This window comes from Streptomyces hygroscopicus subsp. hygroscopicus, assembly GCF_001553455.1.
Taxonomy (GTDB): Bacteria; Actinomycetota; Actinomycetes; order Streptomycetales; family Streptomycetaceae; genus Streptomyces; species Streptomyces hygroscopicus.
The window spans coordinates 38,990-54,965 of sequence record NZ_BBOX01000098.1 but is presented as its reverse complement, the minus strand read 5'-3'; the positions used below and the strand labels follow the sequence as shown (position 1 = coordinate 54,965).

16 protein-coding genes are annotated in these 15,976 nt (G+C 70.9%); 3 read left to right on the top strand and 13 right to left on the bottom strand.

Going from position 1 to position 15,976, the window contains the following annotated elements:
* Window positions 1-95: 95 nt before the first annotated feature.
* The 8 genes from AXW62_RS11115 to clpS all read right to left on the bottom strand — a co-directional run bounded on the left by AXW62_RS11115 (window position 96) and on the right by clpS (window position 5,962).
* The gene (locus AXW62_RS11115) at window positions 96-848 is read right to left on the bottom strand and encodes an MBL fold metallo-hydrolase (protein ID WP_060944353.1); all 753 of its coding nucleotides are present in this window, start codon (window positions 846-848) and stop codon (window positions 96-98) included.
* A 380-nt stretch (window positions 849-1,228) separates the two neighbouring features.
* Window positions 1,229-2,179, bottom strand: coding sequence for a PLP-dependent cysteine synthase family protein (locus AXW62_RS11110; protein WP_030839775.1), 951 nt, complete (start codon window positions 2,177-2,179; stop codon window positions 1,229-1,231).
* Complete coding sequence (locus tag AXW62_RS11105) at window positions 2,179-2,457, bottom strand: MoaD/ThiS family protein (RefSeq protein ID WP_030839772.1); 279 nt, start codon at window positions 2,455-2,457, stop codon at window positions 2,179-2,181. The genes AXW62_RS11110 and AXW62_RS11105 overlap by 1 nt, the downstream gene beginning before the upstream one ends.
* Window positions 2,458-2,583: 126 nt before the next feature.
* A complete protein-coding gene (locus tag AXW62_RS47060; RefSeq protein ID WP_338063507.1) occupies window positions 2,584-2,700 on the bottom strand; it encodes a putative leader peptide in 117 nt (38 codons plus the stop codon).
* A gap of 99 nt (window positions 2,701-2,799) precedes the next feature.
* Window positions 2,800-3,225 (bottom strand): M67 family metallopeptidase, encoded by a 426-nt coding sequence (locus AXW62_RS11100; RefSeq protein WP_060944352.1) that lies wholly within the window; start codon window positions 3,223-3,225, stop codon window positions 2,800-2,802.
* Window positions 3,226-3,384: 159 nt separating this feature from the next.
* Window positions 3,385-4,827, bottom strand: coding sequence for an amino acid permease (locus tag AXW62_RS11095; RefSeq protein WP_060944351.1), 1,443 nt, complete (start codon window positions 4,825-4,827; stop codon window positions 3,385-3,387).
* Window positions 4,828-5,039: 212 nt separating this feature from the next.
* The gene (locus AXW62_RS11090) at window positions 5,040-5,651 is read right to left on the bottom strand and encodes a DUF2017 domain-containing protein (protein ID WP_060944350.1); all 612 of its coding nucleotides are present in this window, start codon (window positions 5,649-5,651) and stop codon (window positions 5,040-5,042) included.
* The gene (clpS, locus tag AXW62_RS11085) at window positions 5,651-5,962 is read right to left on the bottom strand and encodes an ATP-dependent Clp protease adapter ClpS (protein WP_030839764.1); all 312 of its coding nucleotides are present in this window, start codon (window positions 5,960-5,962) and stop codon (window positions 5,651-5,653) included. The genes AXW62_RS11090 and clpS overlap by 1 nt, the downstream gene beginning before the upstream one ends.
* 83 nt (window positions 5,963-6,045) lie before the next feature.
* Here clpS and AXW62_RS11080 point away from each other — a divergent pair, with 83 nt between their 5' ends.
* On the top strand, window positions 6,046-7,389 hold the full coding sequence (locus tag AXW62_RS11080; protein ID WP_060944349.1) for a nicotinate phosphoribosyltransferase: 1,344 nt from the start codon (window positions 6,046-6,048) through the stop codon (window positions 7,387-7,389).
* A gap of 267 nt (window positions 7,390-7,656) precedes the next feature.
* A complete protein-coding gene (locus AXW62_RS11075) occupies window positions 7,657-8,241 on the top strand; it encodes an isochorismatase family protein (protein WP_060944348.1) in 585 nt (194 codons plus the stop codon).
* A gap of 528 nt (window positions 8,242-8,769) precedes the next feature.
* On the opposite strand, the gene AXW62_RS11070 is transcribed toward AXW62_RS11075, so the two are convergent.
* Together AXW62_RS11070 and AXW62_RS11065 are read right to left on the bottom strand one after the other, a co-directional pair.
* Window positions 8,770-9,087 (bottom strand): hypothetical protein, encoded by a 318-nt coding sequence (locus AXW62_RS11070; RefSeq protein ID WP_030839759.1) that lies wholly within the window; start codon window positions 9,085-9,087, stop codon window positions 8,770-8,772.
* A 132-nt stretch (window positions 9,088-9,219) separates the two neighbouring features.
* A complete protein-coding gene (locus AXW62_RS11065; protein ID WP_060944347.1) occupies window positions 9,220-11,607 on the bottom strand; it encodes an immune inhibitor A domain-containing protein in 2,388 nt (795 codons plus the stop codon).
* A gap of 316 nt (window positions 11,608-11,923) precedes the next feature.
* Between AXW62_RS11065 and AXW62_RS11060 the strand changes: the two genes are divergently transcribed.
* Window positions 11,924-12,205 (top strand): hypothetical protein, encoded by a 282-nt coding sequence (locus AXW62_RS11060; protein ID WP_060944346.1) that lies wholly within the window; start codon window positions 11,924-11,926, stop codon window positions 12,203-12,205.
* Here the strand turns inward: AXW62_RS11060 and AXW62_RS11055 are convergent.
* The 3 genes from AXW62_RS11055 to AXW62_RS11045 all read right to left on the bottom strand — a co-directional run bounded on the left by AXW62_RS11055 (window position 12,191) and on the right by AXW62_RS11045 (window position 15,450).
* Window positions 12,191-12,697 carry an RDD family protein gene (locus tag AXW62_RS11055; protein ID WP_030839750.1) on the bottom strand — a complete coding sequence of 169 codons (507 nt, stop codon included), beginning with the start codon at window positions 12,695-12,697 and terminating at the stop codon, window positions 12,191-12,193. The genes AXW62_RS11060 and AXW62_RS11055 overlap by 15 nt on opposite strands.
* Before the next feature lie 58 nt (window positions 12,698-12,755).
* Complete coding sequence (locus tag AXW62_RS11050; RefSeq protein WP_060944345.1) at window positions 12,756-13,331, bottom strand: RDD family protein; 576 nt, start codon at window positions 13,329-13,331, stop codon at window positions 12,756-12,758.
* Between the two features lie 412 nt (window positions 13,332-13,743).
* Complete coding sequence (locus AXW62_RS11045; RefSeq protein WP_063817562.1) at window positions 13,744-15,450, bottom strand: RDD family protein; 1,707 nt, start codon at window positions 15,448-15,450, stop codon at window positions 13,744-13,746.
* Window positions 15,451-15,976 lie beyond the last annotated feature (526 nt).

Below are 15,976 nucleotides of genomic sequence, written 5' to 3'. Positions count from 1 at the left end.
ACGTCGTCGGTCGGCCCCGCCGTACCTGGGTCTCGTGGTCCGCCCTGGGCCTCGTGGACCGGCCTCGTGGACCGCCCTGGCTCCCCTGGACCGCCCTAGATCTCGTAGACCGCGCCCGCCTTGGCCAGCTCCACCGGGCCGCCGAAGACCCGCTGGGCGTCGCGCTGGTTGATCTGGGGGTCCGTCCACGGCGGGATGTGGGTGAGCACCAGGGTCCCGACCCCCGCCCGCAGCGCGTGTTCACCCGCCTGACGGCCGTTGAGGTGCAGCTCCGGGATGTCCTCCTTGCCGTACGTGAAGGCCGCCTCGCACAGGAAGAGGTCCCCGCCCCGGGCCAGGTCCACCAGGGCCTCACAGGGGCCCGTGTCGCCCGAGTACACCAGCGAGCGGCCCTCGTGCTCGATCCGGAAGCCGAACGCCTCCACCGGATGGCAGACCCGCTCGGCGCGGATCGCGAAGGGGCCGATCCGGAAGCTGCCGGGCGTCAGCGTGCGGAAGTCGAAGACCTCCCGCATCGACTTCTCATCGGGCACGTCGTCGTACGCCTGGACCAGCCGCCGCTCGGTGTCCTCGGGGCCGTAGACCGGAATCGCCTCGGCGCGGCCTCCGTCGTGCCGGTAGTAGCGCGCGACGAAGTACCCGCACATGTCGATGCAGTGATCGGGGTGGAGATGGGAGAGCAGCACGGCGTCGAGGTCGTAGAGACCGCAGTGGCGCTGCAACTCGCCAAGGGCGCCATTGCCCATGTCGAGGAGCAGCCGGAAGCCGTCGGCCTCTACGAGGTAGCTCGAGCAGGCCGATTCCGCGGACGGGAACGACCCTGAGCATCCGACGACGGTGAGCTTCATGAAGCAGGAACCTCCTTGGGGGGTCCCCATGCCGAAGGCCATGGGCGGGTGCGGGGGGTCATGCGGTGCCCACGAGCGTAAGGCGCGAAAGCCCAGGCAGCTCCTCCACAGGTGCGCGTTGTGGGCGGAATCACCAGGACGGAGCCGGGCGGCGCCCGGCCACGCCCCCGCCGGCCGTTCGGCCCGGGCGCCAGTGCCGCGTCAGTCAGGGTTTGCCCGGTAGCGAGGCGTCCTGGTGCGTGCGATCGCAAGGCGGCCGGAAGCCCTCGCGGGGGCACCTCCCGGACGGAGTCTGGGGGCGGGCCTACTCGGGCTTTCGGCCAACGCGGCGAGCGTGCGTGCCAGGGCGGCGAGCGGGGCGAACCCTGGCTGACGCGGCGCTACGCCCAGAGCTGGCCGTGCAGCGTCTCGATCGCCTCCTCGGTGGTGGCCGCCGTGTAGACGCCGGTGGAGAGGTACTTCCAGCCGCCGTCGGCGACGATGAAGACCACATCGGCGCTCTGCCCGGCCTTGACCGCCTTACCGGCGACGCCGAGGGCGGCGTGCAGCGCGGCCCCGGTCGAGACGCCCGCGAAAATGCCCTCCTGGGCGAGGAGTTCCCGGGTGCGGGTCACCGCGTCCTCGGAGCCGACGGAGAAGCGGGTGGTCAGGACGGACTCGTCGTACAGCTCGGGGACGAAGCCCTCGTCGAGGTTGCGCAGTCCGTAGACGACGTCGTCATAGCGCGGCTCGGCGGCGACGATCTGGACGTCCGGCTTGTTCTCGCGCAGGAAGCGGCCGACGCCCATCAGGGTGCCGGTGGTGCCCAGACCGGCCACGAAGTGGGTGATGGAGGGCAGGTCGGCGAGGATCTCGGGGCCGGTGGTGGCGTAGTGGGCACCGGCGTTGTCCGGGTTTCCGTACTGGTACAGCATCACCCAGTCCGGGTGCTGCTCCGCCAGCTCCTTGGCCACCCGGACGGCCGTGTTGGAGCCGCCGGCGGCGGGCGAGGAGATGATCTCCGCGCCCCACATGGCGAGCAGCTGGCGCCGCTCCTCGCTGGTGTTCTCCGGCATCACGCAGACGATGCGGTAGCCCTTGAGCTTGGCCGCCATCGCCAGTGAGATGCCGGTGTTCCCCGAGGTGGGCTCGAGGATGGTGCGGCCGGGGGTCAACCGGCCGTCCTTCTCGGCCTGTTCGATCATGTGGAGCGCGGGGCGGTCCTTGACCGAGCCGGTGGGGTTGCGGTCCTCCAGCTTCGCCCAGATCCGTACCTCGGAGGAGGGTGAGAGCCGCGGCAGCCGGACGAGCGGCGTGTTGCCGACCGCGGCCAGCGGGCTGTCGTACCGCATCAGCGCATTCCACCGGCGACAGCGGGGAGGATGGTCACGTTGTCGCCGTCCGAGAGCTTGGTGGAGATGCCGTCGAGGAAGCGGACGTCCTCGTCGTTCAGGTAGACGTTGACGAAGCGGCGCAGCTCGCCGCCGTCGACCAGCCGCTCCTGGATCCCGGCGTGCCGGGTCTCGAGGTCGGCGAAGAGCTCGGCGAGCGTGGTCCCGCTGCCCTCGACCGCCTTCTGGCCGTCGGTGTAGGTGCGGAGGATGGTCGGGATGCGGACCTCGATGGCCATTCTTAAGCTCCTGTCGGAGGACGGGGTGGAAGACGGCGGGTCCCGGATGGTCCGGGGTGCGGTCACGGGGTGGTGGGGTGCGCGCGGGCGCCGTCCACCGGCGCGCCGCGGTGGCGCCGAGCGGGGTCAGGCGGCCGCGGCGGCGGGCGGACACATCGCGCTGGCGAGCCGGCACAGGTCGATGTGGAGCCGCGCCACGAGCAGCATGCCCGGCGTCTTGTCGCTCACACCATCGAAAACCATGGACTCATCGTATCGATTCCCGAGCGGCCCCCCGGAAGATTGTCTCGTGATACGGATCGGTAGCGAACAGCATGCGAGACGAACGGGTGTGGACCGCCGTCAGTAGCCCTCGACGACCGTGACCTCCTCCTCGGTGACCTCCCCGTCCACGATCCGGAAGGACCGGAACTGCACGGGTCCCTCGTCATTGCCGCACTCGGCCGTGGAGACCAGGACGTAGTGGGCGCCGGGCTCGTTGGCGTAGGAGATGTCGGTGCGGGAGGGGTACGCCTCGGTGGCGGTGTGCGAGTGGTAGATGACCACCGGCTCCTCGTCCCGGTCGTCCATCTCGCGGTAGAGCTTGAGCAGGTCACCCGAGTCGAACTCGTAGAAGGTGGGCGAGCGGGCGGCGTTCAGCATCGGGATGAACCGCTCGGGGCGGCCGCTTCCGGCCGGGCCCGCGATCACGCCGCATGCCTCGTCGGGGTGGTCGGCGCGGGCGTGCGCGACGATCCGGTCGTGGAGCTCCTGGGTGATGGTCAGCATGACCACACCATAGGAAAGAGGAAACGGGCGGCGCGCGGGGGGACCCTCCCGGGCGGAGTCCGGGGGCCCCGGCCGAGGGTGGGGGAGACGGACAGGCGGGCTCCGGACATCGGTCCGGAGCCCGCCTGCTGAGACGCGGCGCCCGATGGGCGATACGGATTACTTGCTCACGCGCTCCGGCTCCGCCGTGCCGCTCGCACCGAGCGGCTGGGCCCCGCCGCGGGCCTTGAGGACGTACCAGCCGATCACCAGGCAGACGGCCCACCCGGCGCCGACGTACAGGGAGACCCGGGCGTCCTTGTCGTAGGCGACCATGCAGGTCACGATCAGCAGGAAGACCACCGCCACCCAGCTGAAGAACGAGCCGCCGGGGGCCGGGAAGCTGGAGGCGGGCAGCCGGCCGGCGCGGAACGCGCGGCGGTACTGGATGTGGGCGAACAGGATCATCAGCCAGGACCAGATGCCCGCGGCCGTGGCCACCGAGGTGACGTAGGTGAACGCCTTCTCGGGGACGACGTAGTTGAGGACCACGCCGATGCCCATGAGGAGGACGGAGAAGGTGATGCCGATGGCCGGCGACTTGCGGATGTTGAGCCGGGCGAAGATCCTCGGGCCCTCGCCGCTGGTCGCCAGGTCGCGCAGCATCCGGCCGGTGGAGTACATGCCGGAGTTACAGGAGGACAGGGCCGCGGTCAGCACGACGAAGTTGACGATACCGGCGGCGAACGGGATGCCGATCTTGGAGAAGCCGTGCACGAAGGGGCTCTCGCCGGCCGAGAACTCGGTCCACTTCACGACCGCCAGCAGCACCAGCAGCGCACCCACATAGAAGATGATGATGCGCCACGGCAGCGTGTTGATCGCCTTGGGCAGGGTCCGCTCCGGGTCCTCGGACTCGCTCGCGGTGACGCCGACGAGCTCGACGGCGATGTAGGCGAACATCACGCCCTGGAGGGTCATCAGGCTGTCGCCGATGCCGTTGGGGAAGAACCCGCCGTGCGACCAGAGGTTGGACACCGCGGCGGTGTCACCGGCGTCGGAGAAGCCGAGGGTGAGCACGCCGAGACCGATCACGATCATGCCGATGATCGCGGTGACCTTGACCATCGAGAACCAGAACTCGACCTCGCCGAAGACCTTGACCGAGATCAGGTTGACCCCGAAGAGCAGCACCAGGAAGACCAGGGCGCTGACCCACTGCGGGATCGAGGGGAACCAGAAGTTGATGTAGATGGCGGCGGCCGTCAGCTCGGCCATACCGGTCACCACCCACAGCAGCCAGTAGGTCCAGCCGGTCGCGTAGCCGAAGAACGGGCCCAGGAACTCCCGGATGTACTCCGCGAAGGAGCCCGTGGACCGCCGGTACAGGAGCAGCTCACCGAGCGCTCGCATGATGAAGAAGATGACCACGCCCGCGAGGGCGTACATCAGGATGATGCTGGGGCCGGCCTTGGCGATGTTCGCCCCGGCCCCCATGAAGAGGCCGACACCGATGGCGCCACCGATGGCGATCATCTGTACCTGGCGACTGCCCAGGCCGCGCTCATAGCCCTCTTCCGGAGCCGCTGGCTCATAGCCCTTATCAGGAGCCGCTGAGGTCATGTCGGTGCGCCTTTCTCCCTGTGGCGGCTGGCTGGCGATCGTGAAGATTTATCACGTCCGCACAACTGATCCAGACAGCGCCGCGTGACACACACCACAGGAAGAAGGGGACAAAAGTAGTACGCCGCAACAAAGACAATGACCGCGGTGATGCGATCGTTATCCGGAGTTGAGCATCCTCTAAACGAACACTCAGTAATTGCGGCGGGCGGTCATCCGGGCATGAGCGTTTCGACGAGGGTCTCCTGGAGCCCGCCGAGCCAGAAGTACGCCATCACCATCGGCTTGCGCGGATCGGAGTCCGGCAGCCGCAGCAGCTCACCGCCGTCGTCCTCGTCGGTGACCTCCAGCCGGGTCCCGATCGCCAGCCGCAGGTCGTTCAGGGCGCCCAGCCACTGCCGGGACTTCTCCGGCTCCAGCTCCAGCACGGCCGGGGCCGCGCCGGGCGCTCCGGCGGCCAGCGAGTCCAGGTCGCGCACCATCGCCAGGGCGTCGTCGCGCTTGCGCGCCCGCAGGTCGTTCTCGGTGAAGCGGCGGAACTCCGCGGACGCCTCGCGCGCCGCCTTCTCCTCCCGCGGCCCCAGCTCCTGGTCCGGGGGGCAGTAGGCGTCCGGGAACAGCCGGGCCAGCGCCGGATCGGACGGCGGTGCGCTGGGGCCCTCGGCGAAGAGCGCGGCCAGGGGGTCATCGCCCCCGGCGGGCTGGTCCCCCGGGCCGATCAGCTCGGCGAGCTGCAGGGCCAGGCTGCGCAGGATGGAGATCTCGACATCGTCCAGGGCGACGGCGGCGCCGCCGCCGGGCAGCGGCTCGAAGCGTCCCGACATCAGCGCTCCTGCTGGAGGGTCGCCCACAGGCCGTAACCGTGCATCGCCTGCACGTCGCGCTCCATCTCCTCGCGGGTGCCGCTCGAGACGATCGCGCGGCCCTTGTGGTGAACGTCGAGCATCAAGCGGTGCGCCTTGTCCTTGGAATAGCCGAAATAGCTCTGGAAGACGTAGGTCACATAGCTCATGAGATTGACGGGGTCGTTGTGCACCACCGTCACCCAGGGAACGTCGGGTTCGGGCACCGACGACGGTGCCCCACGGGTTTCGGGACGTTCGATCTCCACGGGCGCGACGCTCACACCTCCCATGCTGCCACCCGGCACAGGCCGTCGCATAAACCGGCACCCAGATCTCGTCACTCTGACGAGTACGGGAGGTAGCATCGTCAACCATGGACACTGCGGACTTGGGACTGCCGGTGGACGTGCCGTCGACCGCACTCTTCACCGACCGGTACGAACTCACCATGCTGCAGGCCGCGCTGCGGGCGGGCACCGCCGACCGCCGCTCGGTCTTCGAGGTCTTCACCAGGCGCCTCCCCGAGGGCCGCCGCTACGGCGTCGTGGCGGGCACCGGGCGGGTGCTGGACGCCGTCGAGAACTTCCGCTTCGACGGCGGCGTCCTGGACTTCCTCTCCCAGCAGCGGATCGTGGACGAATCGACCCTCGCCTGGCTCGCCGACTACCGCTTCCGCGGCGACATCTGGGGCTACCCCGAGGGCGAGGTGTACTTCCCCGGCTCGCCGATCATGCGGGTGGAGGGCACCTTCGCCGAGGCGGTGCTGCTGGAGACGGTCATCCTCTCCATCCTCAACCACGACTCCGCGGTGGCCGCCGCCGCGTCCCGGATGTCCATCGCCGCCGGCGACCGGCCGCTGATCGAGATGGGCGCCCGCCGCACCCATGAACTGGCCGCCGTCGCCGCCGCCCGCGCCGCCTACGTCGGGGGCTTCGCCACCACCTCCGACCTCGCGGCCGGATTCCGCTACAACATCCCCACCGTGGGCACCAGCGCCCACGCCTTCACCCTGCTGCACGACAGCGAGCGGGACGCCTTCACCGCGCAGGTGCGGGCACACGGCAGCGACACCACCCTGCTCGTGGACACCTATGACGTCGCCGAGGCGGTGCGCACCGCCGTGGAGGTGGCCGGCCAGGACCTGGGCGCCGTACGGATCGACTCCGGGGACCTGCTGCTGCTCGCCCACCGGGTGCGCCAGCAGCTCGACGAACTGGGCGCCAAGGGCACCAAGATCGTGGTGACCAGCGACCTCGACGAGTACGCGATCGCCTCGCTGGCCGCGGCCCCCGTGGACGCCTACGGCGTCGGCACCCAGCTGGTCACCGGCAGTGGTCACCCCACCTGCTCGATGGTCTACAAGCTGGTCGCGCGGGCCGGTTCGGACGACAGGGACGCGCCGCTGCTGCCGGTGGCCAAGAAGTCCATGGGCGCGAAGTCCTCACTGGGCGGCCGCAAATGGGCCGCGCGCCGGGTGGACGAACACGGGGTGGCCGAGGCCGAGGTGATCGGCACCGGTGAGGTCTCCCGGGAGCTGGCCGGTCATCAGCTGCTGGTGGAGCTGGTGCGCGGCGGCGAGATCGTGGGCCGGGAACCGCTGGACGCGGCACGGGACCGGCACACGGCGGCCCGCGCCGGGCTGCCGCTGTCCGCGACCCAGCTCTCGCGCGGGGAGGCGGTCATCCCCACCGAGTACCTGTCGGCACGAGGGGCATGAGACCGGCCCAGGGCCGATATAAGGTCGGCATAAGCCGGTAAAGCCGGTAAAGCCGGTATAAGGCTGACATAAGGCTGGTAAGAGACGGTCCCGCGGCGGATCCGCCCCGGGCGCGGGGCATGAGGCGTACCTGAAGGAAACGCGCCGATGCCCACTGCCGCGGACAGCCCCGAGTGTCTACCCTCGGTGACAACCGCAACCGATACCACAACATCCGCTTCGGGCCGAGTCGTTTCCCGGTCCTGTCCGTACCGGAAGGCGCGCGCCATGCACCGGGCACTGATCGTCGTCGACATCCAGAACGACTTCTGCGAGGGCGGAAGCCTCGCGGTGACGGGTGGCGCGGACGTCGCCGCCGCGATCACCGATCTGATCGGGGAGGCGACGCCCGGTTACCGCCACATCGTCGCCACCCGTGATCACCACATCGACCCGGGCGATCACTTCTCGGACCGCCCGGACTACGAGCACAGCTGGCCGGCGCACTGCGTCGCGGGCACCGAGGGCGTCGGGTTCCACCCGAACTTCGCGCCCGCCGTCGCCTCCGGCGCGATCGAGGCGGTCTTCGACAAGGGCGCCTACGCGGCGGCCTACAGCGGTTTCGAGGGCGTCGACGAGCACGGCGTCCCGCTCGCCCAGTGGCTGCGCGAGCGGGAGGTCACCGAGGTGGACGTGGTGGGCATCGCCACCGACCACTGCGTGCGCGCCACGGCGCTGGACGCGCGCCGCGAGGGGTTCGCGACACACGTCCTGCTGGACCTGACCGCGGGTGTCGCCGCGGGCACGACGGAGCGCGCCCTGGAGGAGCTGCGGGCGGCCGGCGTGGAGCTCAGCGGCAAGCCGGTCGTCTGAGACGGGGCGCCGGAGGCGCCGGAACCGGGCAGTACGGCGGCGAGCCCGGGACCCGAGGACGCCGGACGAGGGGCCGGGACCGGGCGACCCCGGCGAGCCCACCCCCGAAAGCACCGAAGGAGCCGGAACCGGGCAGTACGGCGGCGAGCCCGGCACCCGAAGACGCCGGACGAGGCGCCAGAACCGGGCACAGCGGCGAACCCGGCATACCGAGACCGCCGGAAGGCCGGGACCGGGCGGCACAGCGGCGAGCCCGGCATACCGAGGGCACCGGAGGCGCCAGGACTGAGCAGTACGGCGGCGAGCCCACCCCCGAGACCGCCGGAGGCGCCAGAACCGGGCGGCACAGCGGCGAGCCCACCCCCGAGGGCTTGGGCTTAGCCATAGCCCACCGCCCGGAGGGCTCAGCGGCGGCTCTGAGCGCCTTCCAGGCGCTCTCGGGGTCCCGGGGCCCCAGGCCGCCGAGAGCGTCCCTTCGGGCCCCGGGCCCGCCCTCGGGCCCCCGGGCCCGCCCTCGGGCCCGGGGCGCTAGGACGGCGCCGGGGCCGCCGGTCTGAGAAGGGCGGCGATCGGGTGCCAGAGCTCCCCTCCGCGGTCCGGCGCGGTGCGCCAGACCAGCCCGTCGGGGTGGTGCAGCACCGCCGTCACCTCGTCGGGTGTCGGCGGCGCGGTGTTGCCGCGCAGATAGACGGCGCGGAGCCCGAGATTGCGGAGCCTGGTCAGGGCTCGCTGGCGGTTCGCGGCGTGTACCAGGACGCGGACGCCGCCCTCGCCCAGCGGGCGGGGCAGCGTCAGTGCGACCACCACGCTGCCGCCCGGCAGCTTGGTGAATCCTCCATCGGCCATTGCGGGTCATGTCCCCCGTGAGACGTCGTGTCAACAAGAAGGTCTAGGGGCATCTAAACGCGAACGGCCGCCGCCCGCTAGGGGGCGACGGCCGCTACCGCCGTGACCTGCGAAGACGCAGATGGTGTGGATCTAGGAGGCGGACGGTCCGACCTGGACGGTCATGGTCGAGCCACCCGGAAGCTCCTTGAGGATCTTGATCCGGGTGTTGGTGTCAGCAACCTTCACACTGCCGGTCGGATTGCTCTTGTCCCAGTACGTTCCCTTGTGGTCATCGAAGACCGGAATGCCCGGCTTCGGCTTCACCTTCGCGCCCGTACCGTCCTTGTGCAGCGTGAAGCCGTCCGACGGGAACCAGCTGAAGGGCGAGTCGTACGCCTGGACCCGGTTGCGCATCAGCGTGCCGTCCGCCCACCTCTCCGGGGTGGGGTGCGCGTCGATCGGCAGGATCAGGCCGCTGCCCGGGTGGACGCCGACGTTGTTGTCCGGCTGCGAGGTGTCCCACTGCCAGATCAGCAGGCCGTTCTGGTACGGGTAGTGCTCGACCCAGTCGGGCCGGCTGGACGTCCAGCCGAAGTTGTACGGACCGGTCTTCAGGGTTGTGTCGTACGACACGTACTGGCGGTTCTCGGCGATGTAGTACTGCGGGTAGTCCTTGCTGAAGGACGCCCCGATGCGCGAGAAGCCGTTCGCGGTCCAGCCGTTGTCATCGCCCTCGGCGCCGTCGCTGAGGACCGGGGCGCCGTCCGCGGTCAGGGTGATCGCGTCGGCGGCGAAGCCCTTCTGCGCCACCCCGCCGTCGGTCTGGTAGCGGAAGCGCAGCTCGATCTTCTTGCCCGCGTAGGCGTCCAGCGGGAAGGAGAGCTTCTTGTACGCCCCCGAGGTGCCGGTCAGCGCGGGCTTGTCGCCGGCGTCGCGCGGAATGGCCGTGCCGTCCGCGGTGCCGTCGACGGGCGTCCAGTTGGCGCCGCCGTCCGTGGAGACCTCGGTGTAGAGGTAGTCGTAGTTCTCCTCGATGTCCCACCAGCCCTGGAGGTCCAGGACGGCCTTGGACTTGCCGGTGAGGTCCACGGACCGGGTCAGGGTGTTCTTCAGGTCGTCGCCCATCCCGCTCCACCACTGCTTGGAGCCCTCGGCTGGGGCGACCACCTCGGTGGTGACGGCCTTGGCGGGCAGCTCGACGACCAGCGCCTGCTTGTTCTTGGTGTTGTACTCGGCGACCCCGAGGGCGTGGGTGGACTTCTTGCCGGCCTTGGCCGTGGCGTAGTTCAGCCAGCCCAGTTGCAGCTTGTCCCAGGCGTTCATGTCGCCCGGCAGATCGCCGATGGCGTCCTTACCGGTGCCGAGCCAGGAGCCCGAGGACATCAGCGACCAGAAGGCGACGGACGACTCCCCCTTACCGGTGGTGTCGTACTCGTCCGGCAGGCCCAGGTCGTGGCCGTACTCATGGGCGAAGACGCCGAGGCCGCCGTTCTCCGGCTGCATGGTGTAGTCGCCGACCCAGATGCCGGTGTCGCCGATCTGCGTACCGCCCGACTTGTTCTCCGCCGGGCCGGTCCGGCCCGCGTCGGTGCCGTACGCGTACCAGCGGTGCGCCCAGATGGCGTCCTCGCCCTGGGCCCCGCCCCCCGCGGACTCGTCCTCACCGGCGTGGACGATCTGGAAGTGGTCGATGTAGCCGTCGGGCTCGTTGAAGTCGCCGTCGCCGTCGTAGTCGTAGCGGTCCCACTGGTCGTACTGGGCCAGGTCCGCCTTGATCTGCGCGTCGGTGCGGCCGGCCGCCTTCTGGTCCTTGGCCCACTGGTTGACGCCGTCACGGATCAGGTCCCAGGCGTTGGCGCAGTTGGTGTCGCCGCAGTAGTTGGAGCCGTAGCGGGCCTCGTTCCAGTCGACCTTGACCCAGTCGGAGACCTCGCCGTCCACGGAGTAGCGGCCCGAGGACTGCTTCTCGTAGTACTTCTTCAGGGACTCCTTCTTCTTGTCCGTGGAGAAGTAGAGGTCCTGGAAGTGCTCGCGGTTGTAGTCCTTCTGCCAGGCCGTGCTGTTGTCGTCGGCGCGGTCCGGCTCGGCGATGGTGTTGTGCGCCGGGCCCGGGTCGCCGCCGTACTTCTTCACCGGCGGTTCGGGGCCGTCCCCGTCCGGGTCGTACATGGTGGTGTCGTCCACCTTGTCGCCGAACTCGACCAGGATGGTGAAGATCTTGTCGGTCTTCTCGCGGGCCAGCTCGACGTACTTGCCCTTGCCGAGCTTCACCACCTTCGACGCACCGCGCGTGGTCGCCTTGGCGTCCCCGGAGATGACCTGACGCAGTGCCTCCTGGCGCTGCGCTTCCTGCTGTTTGCTGTACGGACCCTCGAGATCGTGGTCGACATCCGTCTTCGCGGGCGCCGGGTCATGGCGCTCAACACGCGTAGACGGTGCGTCCGCCTGTGCCATGCCGGTCGAGAGCGCCGCCGCGCCGAGCGCGGCCACCACTGTGGCTATGGCGGCCGATCTGACCGTCCTCCGTTGGCTGTTCACTCGCTCAGTCCTCCCCTTTCCACACCGGTGCCGGACATTTGACCGGAGTGGCAGGGGAAAAGACAGACCTTGACTTGGGCTGATGGGACAAGTACGTTCTGCGAACCCGGCGTTCCGCTTACCGGACGTCAATGGGCGCGCCGTGCGAGCCGGTTGGAACATCCGGTGATTCCGTGCGCCCCCCGTGCAACGGCACGGTAGGTGAGGTCACGCTTACTTCCGTTCCCCTCGGGCATTCAGCACCGTAGAGTCATGTTGACGGTGCACATCAGCCTGACTCATGCCCCCCGCATATCCCTTGAGGACGGATCCCGCCATGCCGCGTCCGACTCCTGCACAGCTCGCCTACGGTTCGGCCACCGTCGTCCTGTCGACCTTCGCCATGCTGCTGCTGTCCCAGACCCGCTCGGGGCTCGGCGTGGCCGTGGTCACCGTGGTCGGGCTGGCCCTCGGGCTCCTCGTCGCCGTCACCGTGCCGGTGGCTCGGGTCTCCCGCCCCAGCCGCACCGTCCGCACCAACCGCCCGCTGGCGGGGTCCGGACCGGCCGGCCCGGCGCGGACCCGCACCCGCGCCCACGCCGACTCAGTGCAGGGCTGACACCACGACGGTCCGCGCGGCCTTGTCGTGCAGACAGCGCTGGAACGGCTTGTCCCACAGCAGTGAGGCCGAGTTGACCAGCCAGAAGACCGTGCCGACGAGCAGCGGGACCAGCATCCCGGGCAGGACATAGACCGCGGCGCGCACCCAGCCCTGACCGGCCGGCACATCCCCGTCGGAGAGCATCGCCACCCGGATGCGCAGGGCCTTCTTGCCGAGCGTCTGCCCGCTGCGGGCCAGCATGACGCCCTCGTAGCCGAAGTAGACCGCCATCGTGATGATGAGCGCGAGGAACACCTTCCCCATGTGCTGCTCGCCCGGGTGGTCCATCGTGTACTGGAGCGCGCCGGTCGCCGTGAGCGCCACCGTCCAGATCGCACCGAGGACGAGCGTGTCGAGGAGCCGGGCGGCGAAGCGCTGACCGGGAGTGGCCAGCGGTGCCATCCCGGGCGGAAACGCGTGCGGGGGCGGGGGCAGCGGGTCGGGGGTCATGCCCCGATTACACCAGCGCGCCCGGCGGGCCGGAACCTCAGGGTGGCGTCCCGGCAGCTCAGGGCACGGCCGAGACCACGACGGTCTTGGCCGCCTTGTCGTGCAGACACTGCCGGTACGGCCGGTCCCAGGTGCACCACAACACATTGATCAGCCAGAAGAGGAAGCCGCAGCAGGGCACGATCTCCGGCAGCGCGTACACCGCGGCGCGCACCCAGCCGGCCTGGCCGACCGGTGGCTGGCCGTTCGCCAGTATGGCGACCCGGATCCTCATCGCCTTCTTGCCGACGGTCTGGCCGTCCCGGGTCAGCATCAGCCCCTCGTACAGGAAGTAGACCAGGACGTAGACGAGCGTGACCGTGGTCGAGCGGACATTGCCGTCGACCGGGTCGTAGCCGCCGACGACCACGCTCATGACCAGTCCGACCGGGATGCCGATGAGCAGCGCGTCGATGATCCGCGCGATCAGACGGCGGCCGAGGTGCCCGAGCGGGGGCATCCCGGCGTACGGATCGGTCCCGGCGGCGCGCTCGCCGTACGGGGAGCCGTTCGCACGCGGATGTTCGGCGGACGGGTCGCTGCTGTCCCGGTCCCGGGGCGCGTCGGGGCCGGGGGGCGGCTGGTCGGTGCTCATGGCCCGAGTCGACCCCGGAGCCGGTGCCGCCGCATCCGGCGCGCCCCGTTCGGGCGACCGGGATCGTCCATCCGCCTCAGCCGGGGTGGGCGGTACGGCTGAAGCGGACGGGAGGGGCGTCGGGGCGGGAGGGGAGTGGGGCGAACGGGACGTGGACGGGCGTTGGGGCGGGAGGGGCGGCTGAGGCGGACGGGACGTGGACGGGCGTTGAGTAGGCGGGACGGCTGAGGCGAACGGGGCGGCGGTCAGGCGTTGGGGCGGGCGGGACGGACGGGGCGAACCGGACGTGGACGGGCGATGGGGCGGGGCAAGGCGGCTGAGGCGGACAGGGCGGCGGCCAGGCGGCCGTCACGAGCGGCGGATCAGGCGGCCGTCACGAGCGGCGAGCGAGGCGGCCGTCGCGAGCGGCGGGTCAGTCGGCCGTCGCGACGAAGGTGCGCGCCACCTTGTCGTGCCAGCACTGCCGCCACGGGCGGTCGAACAGGCACCAGACCACGTTCACCACACCGATGACGAGCACCCCCAGCACCGAGTAGACCAGCCAGCGGCGCAGCGCGGCGCCGAAGGACGGGCTGTCGTGCTCCTCGATGTCCAGCACCCGCACGCCGCACAGCTTCTTGCCCAGGGTGAGGCCCCATTTGGCGGTCGGCAGCGCCTCCAGGACGACGCCGAGGACGAGCAGCAGACCGAGGACGATGCCGAGATAGCCGCCGGTCGTGCCGTCCAGGAGGTAGACGGTGACGGTCTCGCCGCTCTGCTTGGCCGTCTCGACCTTCTCGTCGATGTGGTCGCTCGCCTTGCCCCACAGCGGGAACGCGACCGCGCCGACGAGACCGAGCAGGACGACCGTGTCGATCAGCCGGGCGGCGAGGCGGCGGCCGAGCGAGGCGGGCCGGCCCAGGGCCTGGGCGGCCTGGAGGAAGGGGTTGTCGACGGGCGGCTTCCAGGGGATGACGCTCTCGGGCCCGCCCGGCGGCGCCCCGTGCGGGGTGGCCTGCGGCACGCCCTGGGGGCCGGGCTGCGGGGCGAGTTGGTGCCCCTGCCGCTGCCAGACCGGGCCACCGCTCTGGGCGGGAATCCCGCCGAAGGGCTGCTGCGGCTGGTGCGGCTGCTGATGAGGCTGAGGCTGAGGTGCCTGCGGAGGCTGCGGAGACTGCTGGGATCGCTGGGGCTGCGGGTGCTGCGGGGGCTGGGCCGGAGGCGCCGCCTCGGCGCCCTTGCGCGAGCCGCCGCGGCCGACCGCCCGGATCGTGAGCGTCCCGTCGTCCCGGCCGGACGCCTGGCCCCCGCCCTGGCCCTGGTCCTGCCCCTGGCCCCGGCCCTTCGTGGGTGCCGCGCCGCCGCTCCCCACCGCGCGGATCGTCATCGTCCCGTCGCCCGCCGGGTCGGACGTCTCCCCGCCCTCCGCCGGGGGCAGCTCCGGGGTCTGGCGCACGGGCGGCAGGGCCTGCGTCGAACGGTCCCCCGTCCCCGCGCTCCCGTCCGCGCGCATGGTCAATGTGCCCTCGTCGCGACCGCCGCCCGCACCGGGGTCCGCCCGCCGCGGATCGGGCACCCCGGGCCGCTGCCCCGCCTCGGCCTGGGCGCCGCCGGGGGTGTCCGTCTCGGCGCCCCAGGAGACCCGGCGGTCCTGGTCCCCGCCGAACCCGCTCTGCCGGGAGGCGTCGGCCTGCCATGCCGACCCGGACCCGGGGCGGCTGCCGTGCAGCCGCTGGGGATCGTTCCAGTCGACGGACGCCGGGACCCCGCCGGGCGGCACCGGCTGGGCCGCCAGCCCCCCGGCCGCCTCGGGCGGCCCGCCCGCGCCCCGGACGTCCATCTCGGCGCTGCGGCGCAGCTCGGGCAGTGCGCTGCCGGTCTCCTCGGCGGCGGGCGGCGCCGGCTCCTCGTCCAGGAACATCGGGCCCGTCTGGTCCGGCGCCGGGCTGATCACCTGGGTGTGGGTGATCCCGGGCGGCGGCGCGGGCATGGCCTCGCCCTCGGCCGGGGCGGGACGGCTGGTGCCGGGCACCCAGGCCGCGCCGTTCCAGTACCGGATGTACCCAGGGATGGACGGATCGGGGTAGTACCCGACCCCGGGCATTTCTGCCGGACCCCCGCTGCTAGGAGGCGTCGCCATGTCCCCTACTCCCTTCACGGCCAACACGCTTGACCTGTCCGCCGTATCCGGTATCGACGACCCAGTGATCACGCGGCTACGCGAGCGAGGCCGCACGACCACCCTCGACCTCTCTGCGGGTTACGCGCAGTACGTACCACAGCGACCGGGCGGATACCTACGTCTCTCCAGGCATGACATTAACGAAGACCGACGGGCCCGGAAGGAGGCGTCCAGGAGGAAGACCGCCATCGAACGACAGACCGAGGACATCGAGGCCAGGTGCCAGGCCCTTGGGTGAGCCGAGTTCGCCAAGCTGTGCAGGGCCGGCGACACCAGCGCCTGCAAGAAGAACAAGAAGGAGGGGATCACCCGCCCTGACGGCAGCGTCGATGGGGTCCTGCTCCGCGGGACCGCCAGAGCCTCTGTCCGGCTGCGGGCCGGCGCGGACAGCCGTCGCTCGAACAGCGACAGCTCCATGCCGCCTTCGCGGTCGATCCACGCGACCGGCCAGAGCGCGCGTACCGCTCAGCCGTTCCGCCTGTGG

Excerpts from the sequence above, each read along its gene's own strand:
- AXW62_RS11115 (WP_060944353.1), bottom strand. The coding sequence starts at position 848 with ATGAAGCTCACCGTCGTCGGATGCTCAGGGTCGTTCCCGTCCGCGGAA.
- AXW62_RS11110 (WP_030839775.1), bottom strand. The coding sequence starts at position 2,179 with ATGCGGTACGACAGCCCGCTGGCCGCGGTCGGCAACACGCCGCTCGTC.
- AXW62_RS11105 (WP_030839772.1), bottom strand. The coding sequence starts at position 2,457 with ATGGCCATCGAGGTCCGCATCCCGACCATCCTCCGCACCTACACCGAC.
- AXW62_RS47060 (WP_338063507.1), bottom strand. The coding sequence starts at position 2,700 with ATGGTTTTCGATGGTGTGAGCGACAAGACGCCGGGCATGCTGCTCGTG.
- AXW62_RS11100 (WP_060944352.1), bottom strand. The coding sequence starts at position 3,225 with ATGCTGACCATCACCCAGGAGCTCCACGACCGGATCGTCGCGCACGCC.
- AXW62_RS11095 (WP_060944351.1), bottom strand. The coding sequence starts at position 4,827 with ATGACCTCAGCGGCTCCTGATAAGGGCTATGAGCCAGCGGCTCCGGAA.
- AXW62_RS11090 (WP_060944350.1), bottom strand. The coding sequence starts at position 5,651 with ATGTCGGGACGCTTCGAGCCGCTGCCCGGCGGCGGCGCCGCCGTCGCC.
- clpS (WP_030839764.1), bottom strand. The coding sequence starts at position 5,962 with ATGGGAGGTGTGAGCGTCGCGCCCGTGGAGATCGAACGTCCCGAAACC.
- AXW62_RS11080 (WP_060944349.1), top strand. The coding sequence starts at position 6,046 with ATGGACACTGCGGACTTGGGACTGCCGGTGGACGTGCCGTCGACCGCA.
- AXW62_RS11075 (WP_060944348.1), top strand. The coding sequence starts at position 7,657 with ATGCACCGGGCACTGATCGTCGTCGACATCCAGAACGACTTCTGCGAG.
- AXW62_RS11070 (WP_030839759.1), bottom strand. The coding sequence starts at position 9,087 with ATGGCCGATGGAGGATTCACCAAGCTGCCGGGCGGCAGCGTGGTGGTC.
- AXW62_RS11060 (WP_060944346.1), top strand. The coding sequence starts at position 11,924 with ATGCCGCGTCCGACTCCTGCACAGCTCGCCTACGGTTCGGCCACCGTC.
- AXW62_RS11055 (WP_030839750.1), bottom strand. The coding sequence starts at position 12,697 with ATGACCCCCGACCCGCTGCCCCCGCCCCCGCACGCGTTTCCGCCCGGG.
- AXW62_RS11050 (WP_060944345.1), bottom strand. The coding sequence starts at position 13,331 with ATGAGCACCGACCAGCCGCCCCCCGGCCCCGACGCGCCCCGGGACCGG.
- AXW62_RS11045 (WP_063817562.1), bottom strand. The coding sequence starts at position 15,450 with ATGGCGACGCCTCCTAGCAGCGGGGGTCCGGCAGAAATGCCCGGGGTC.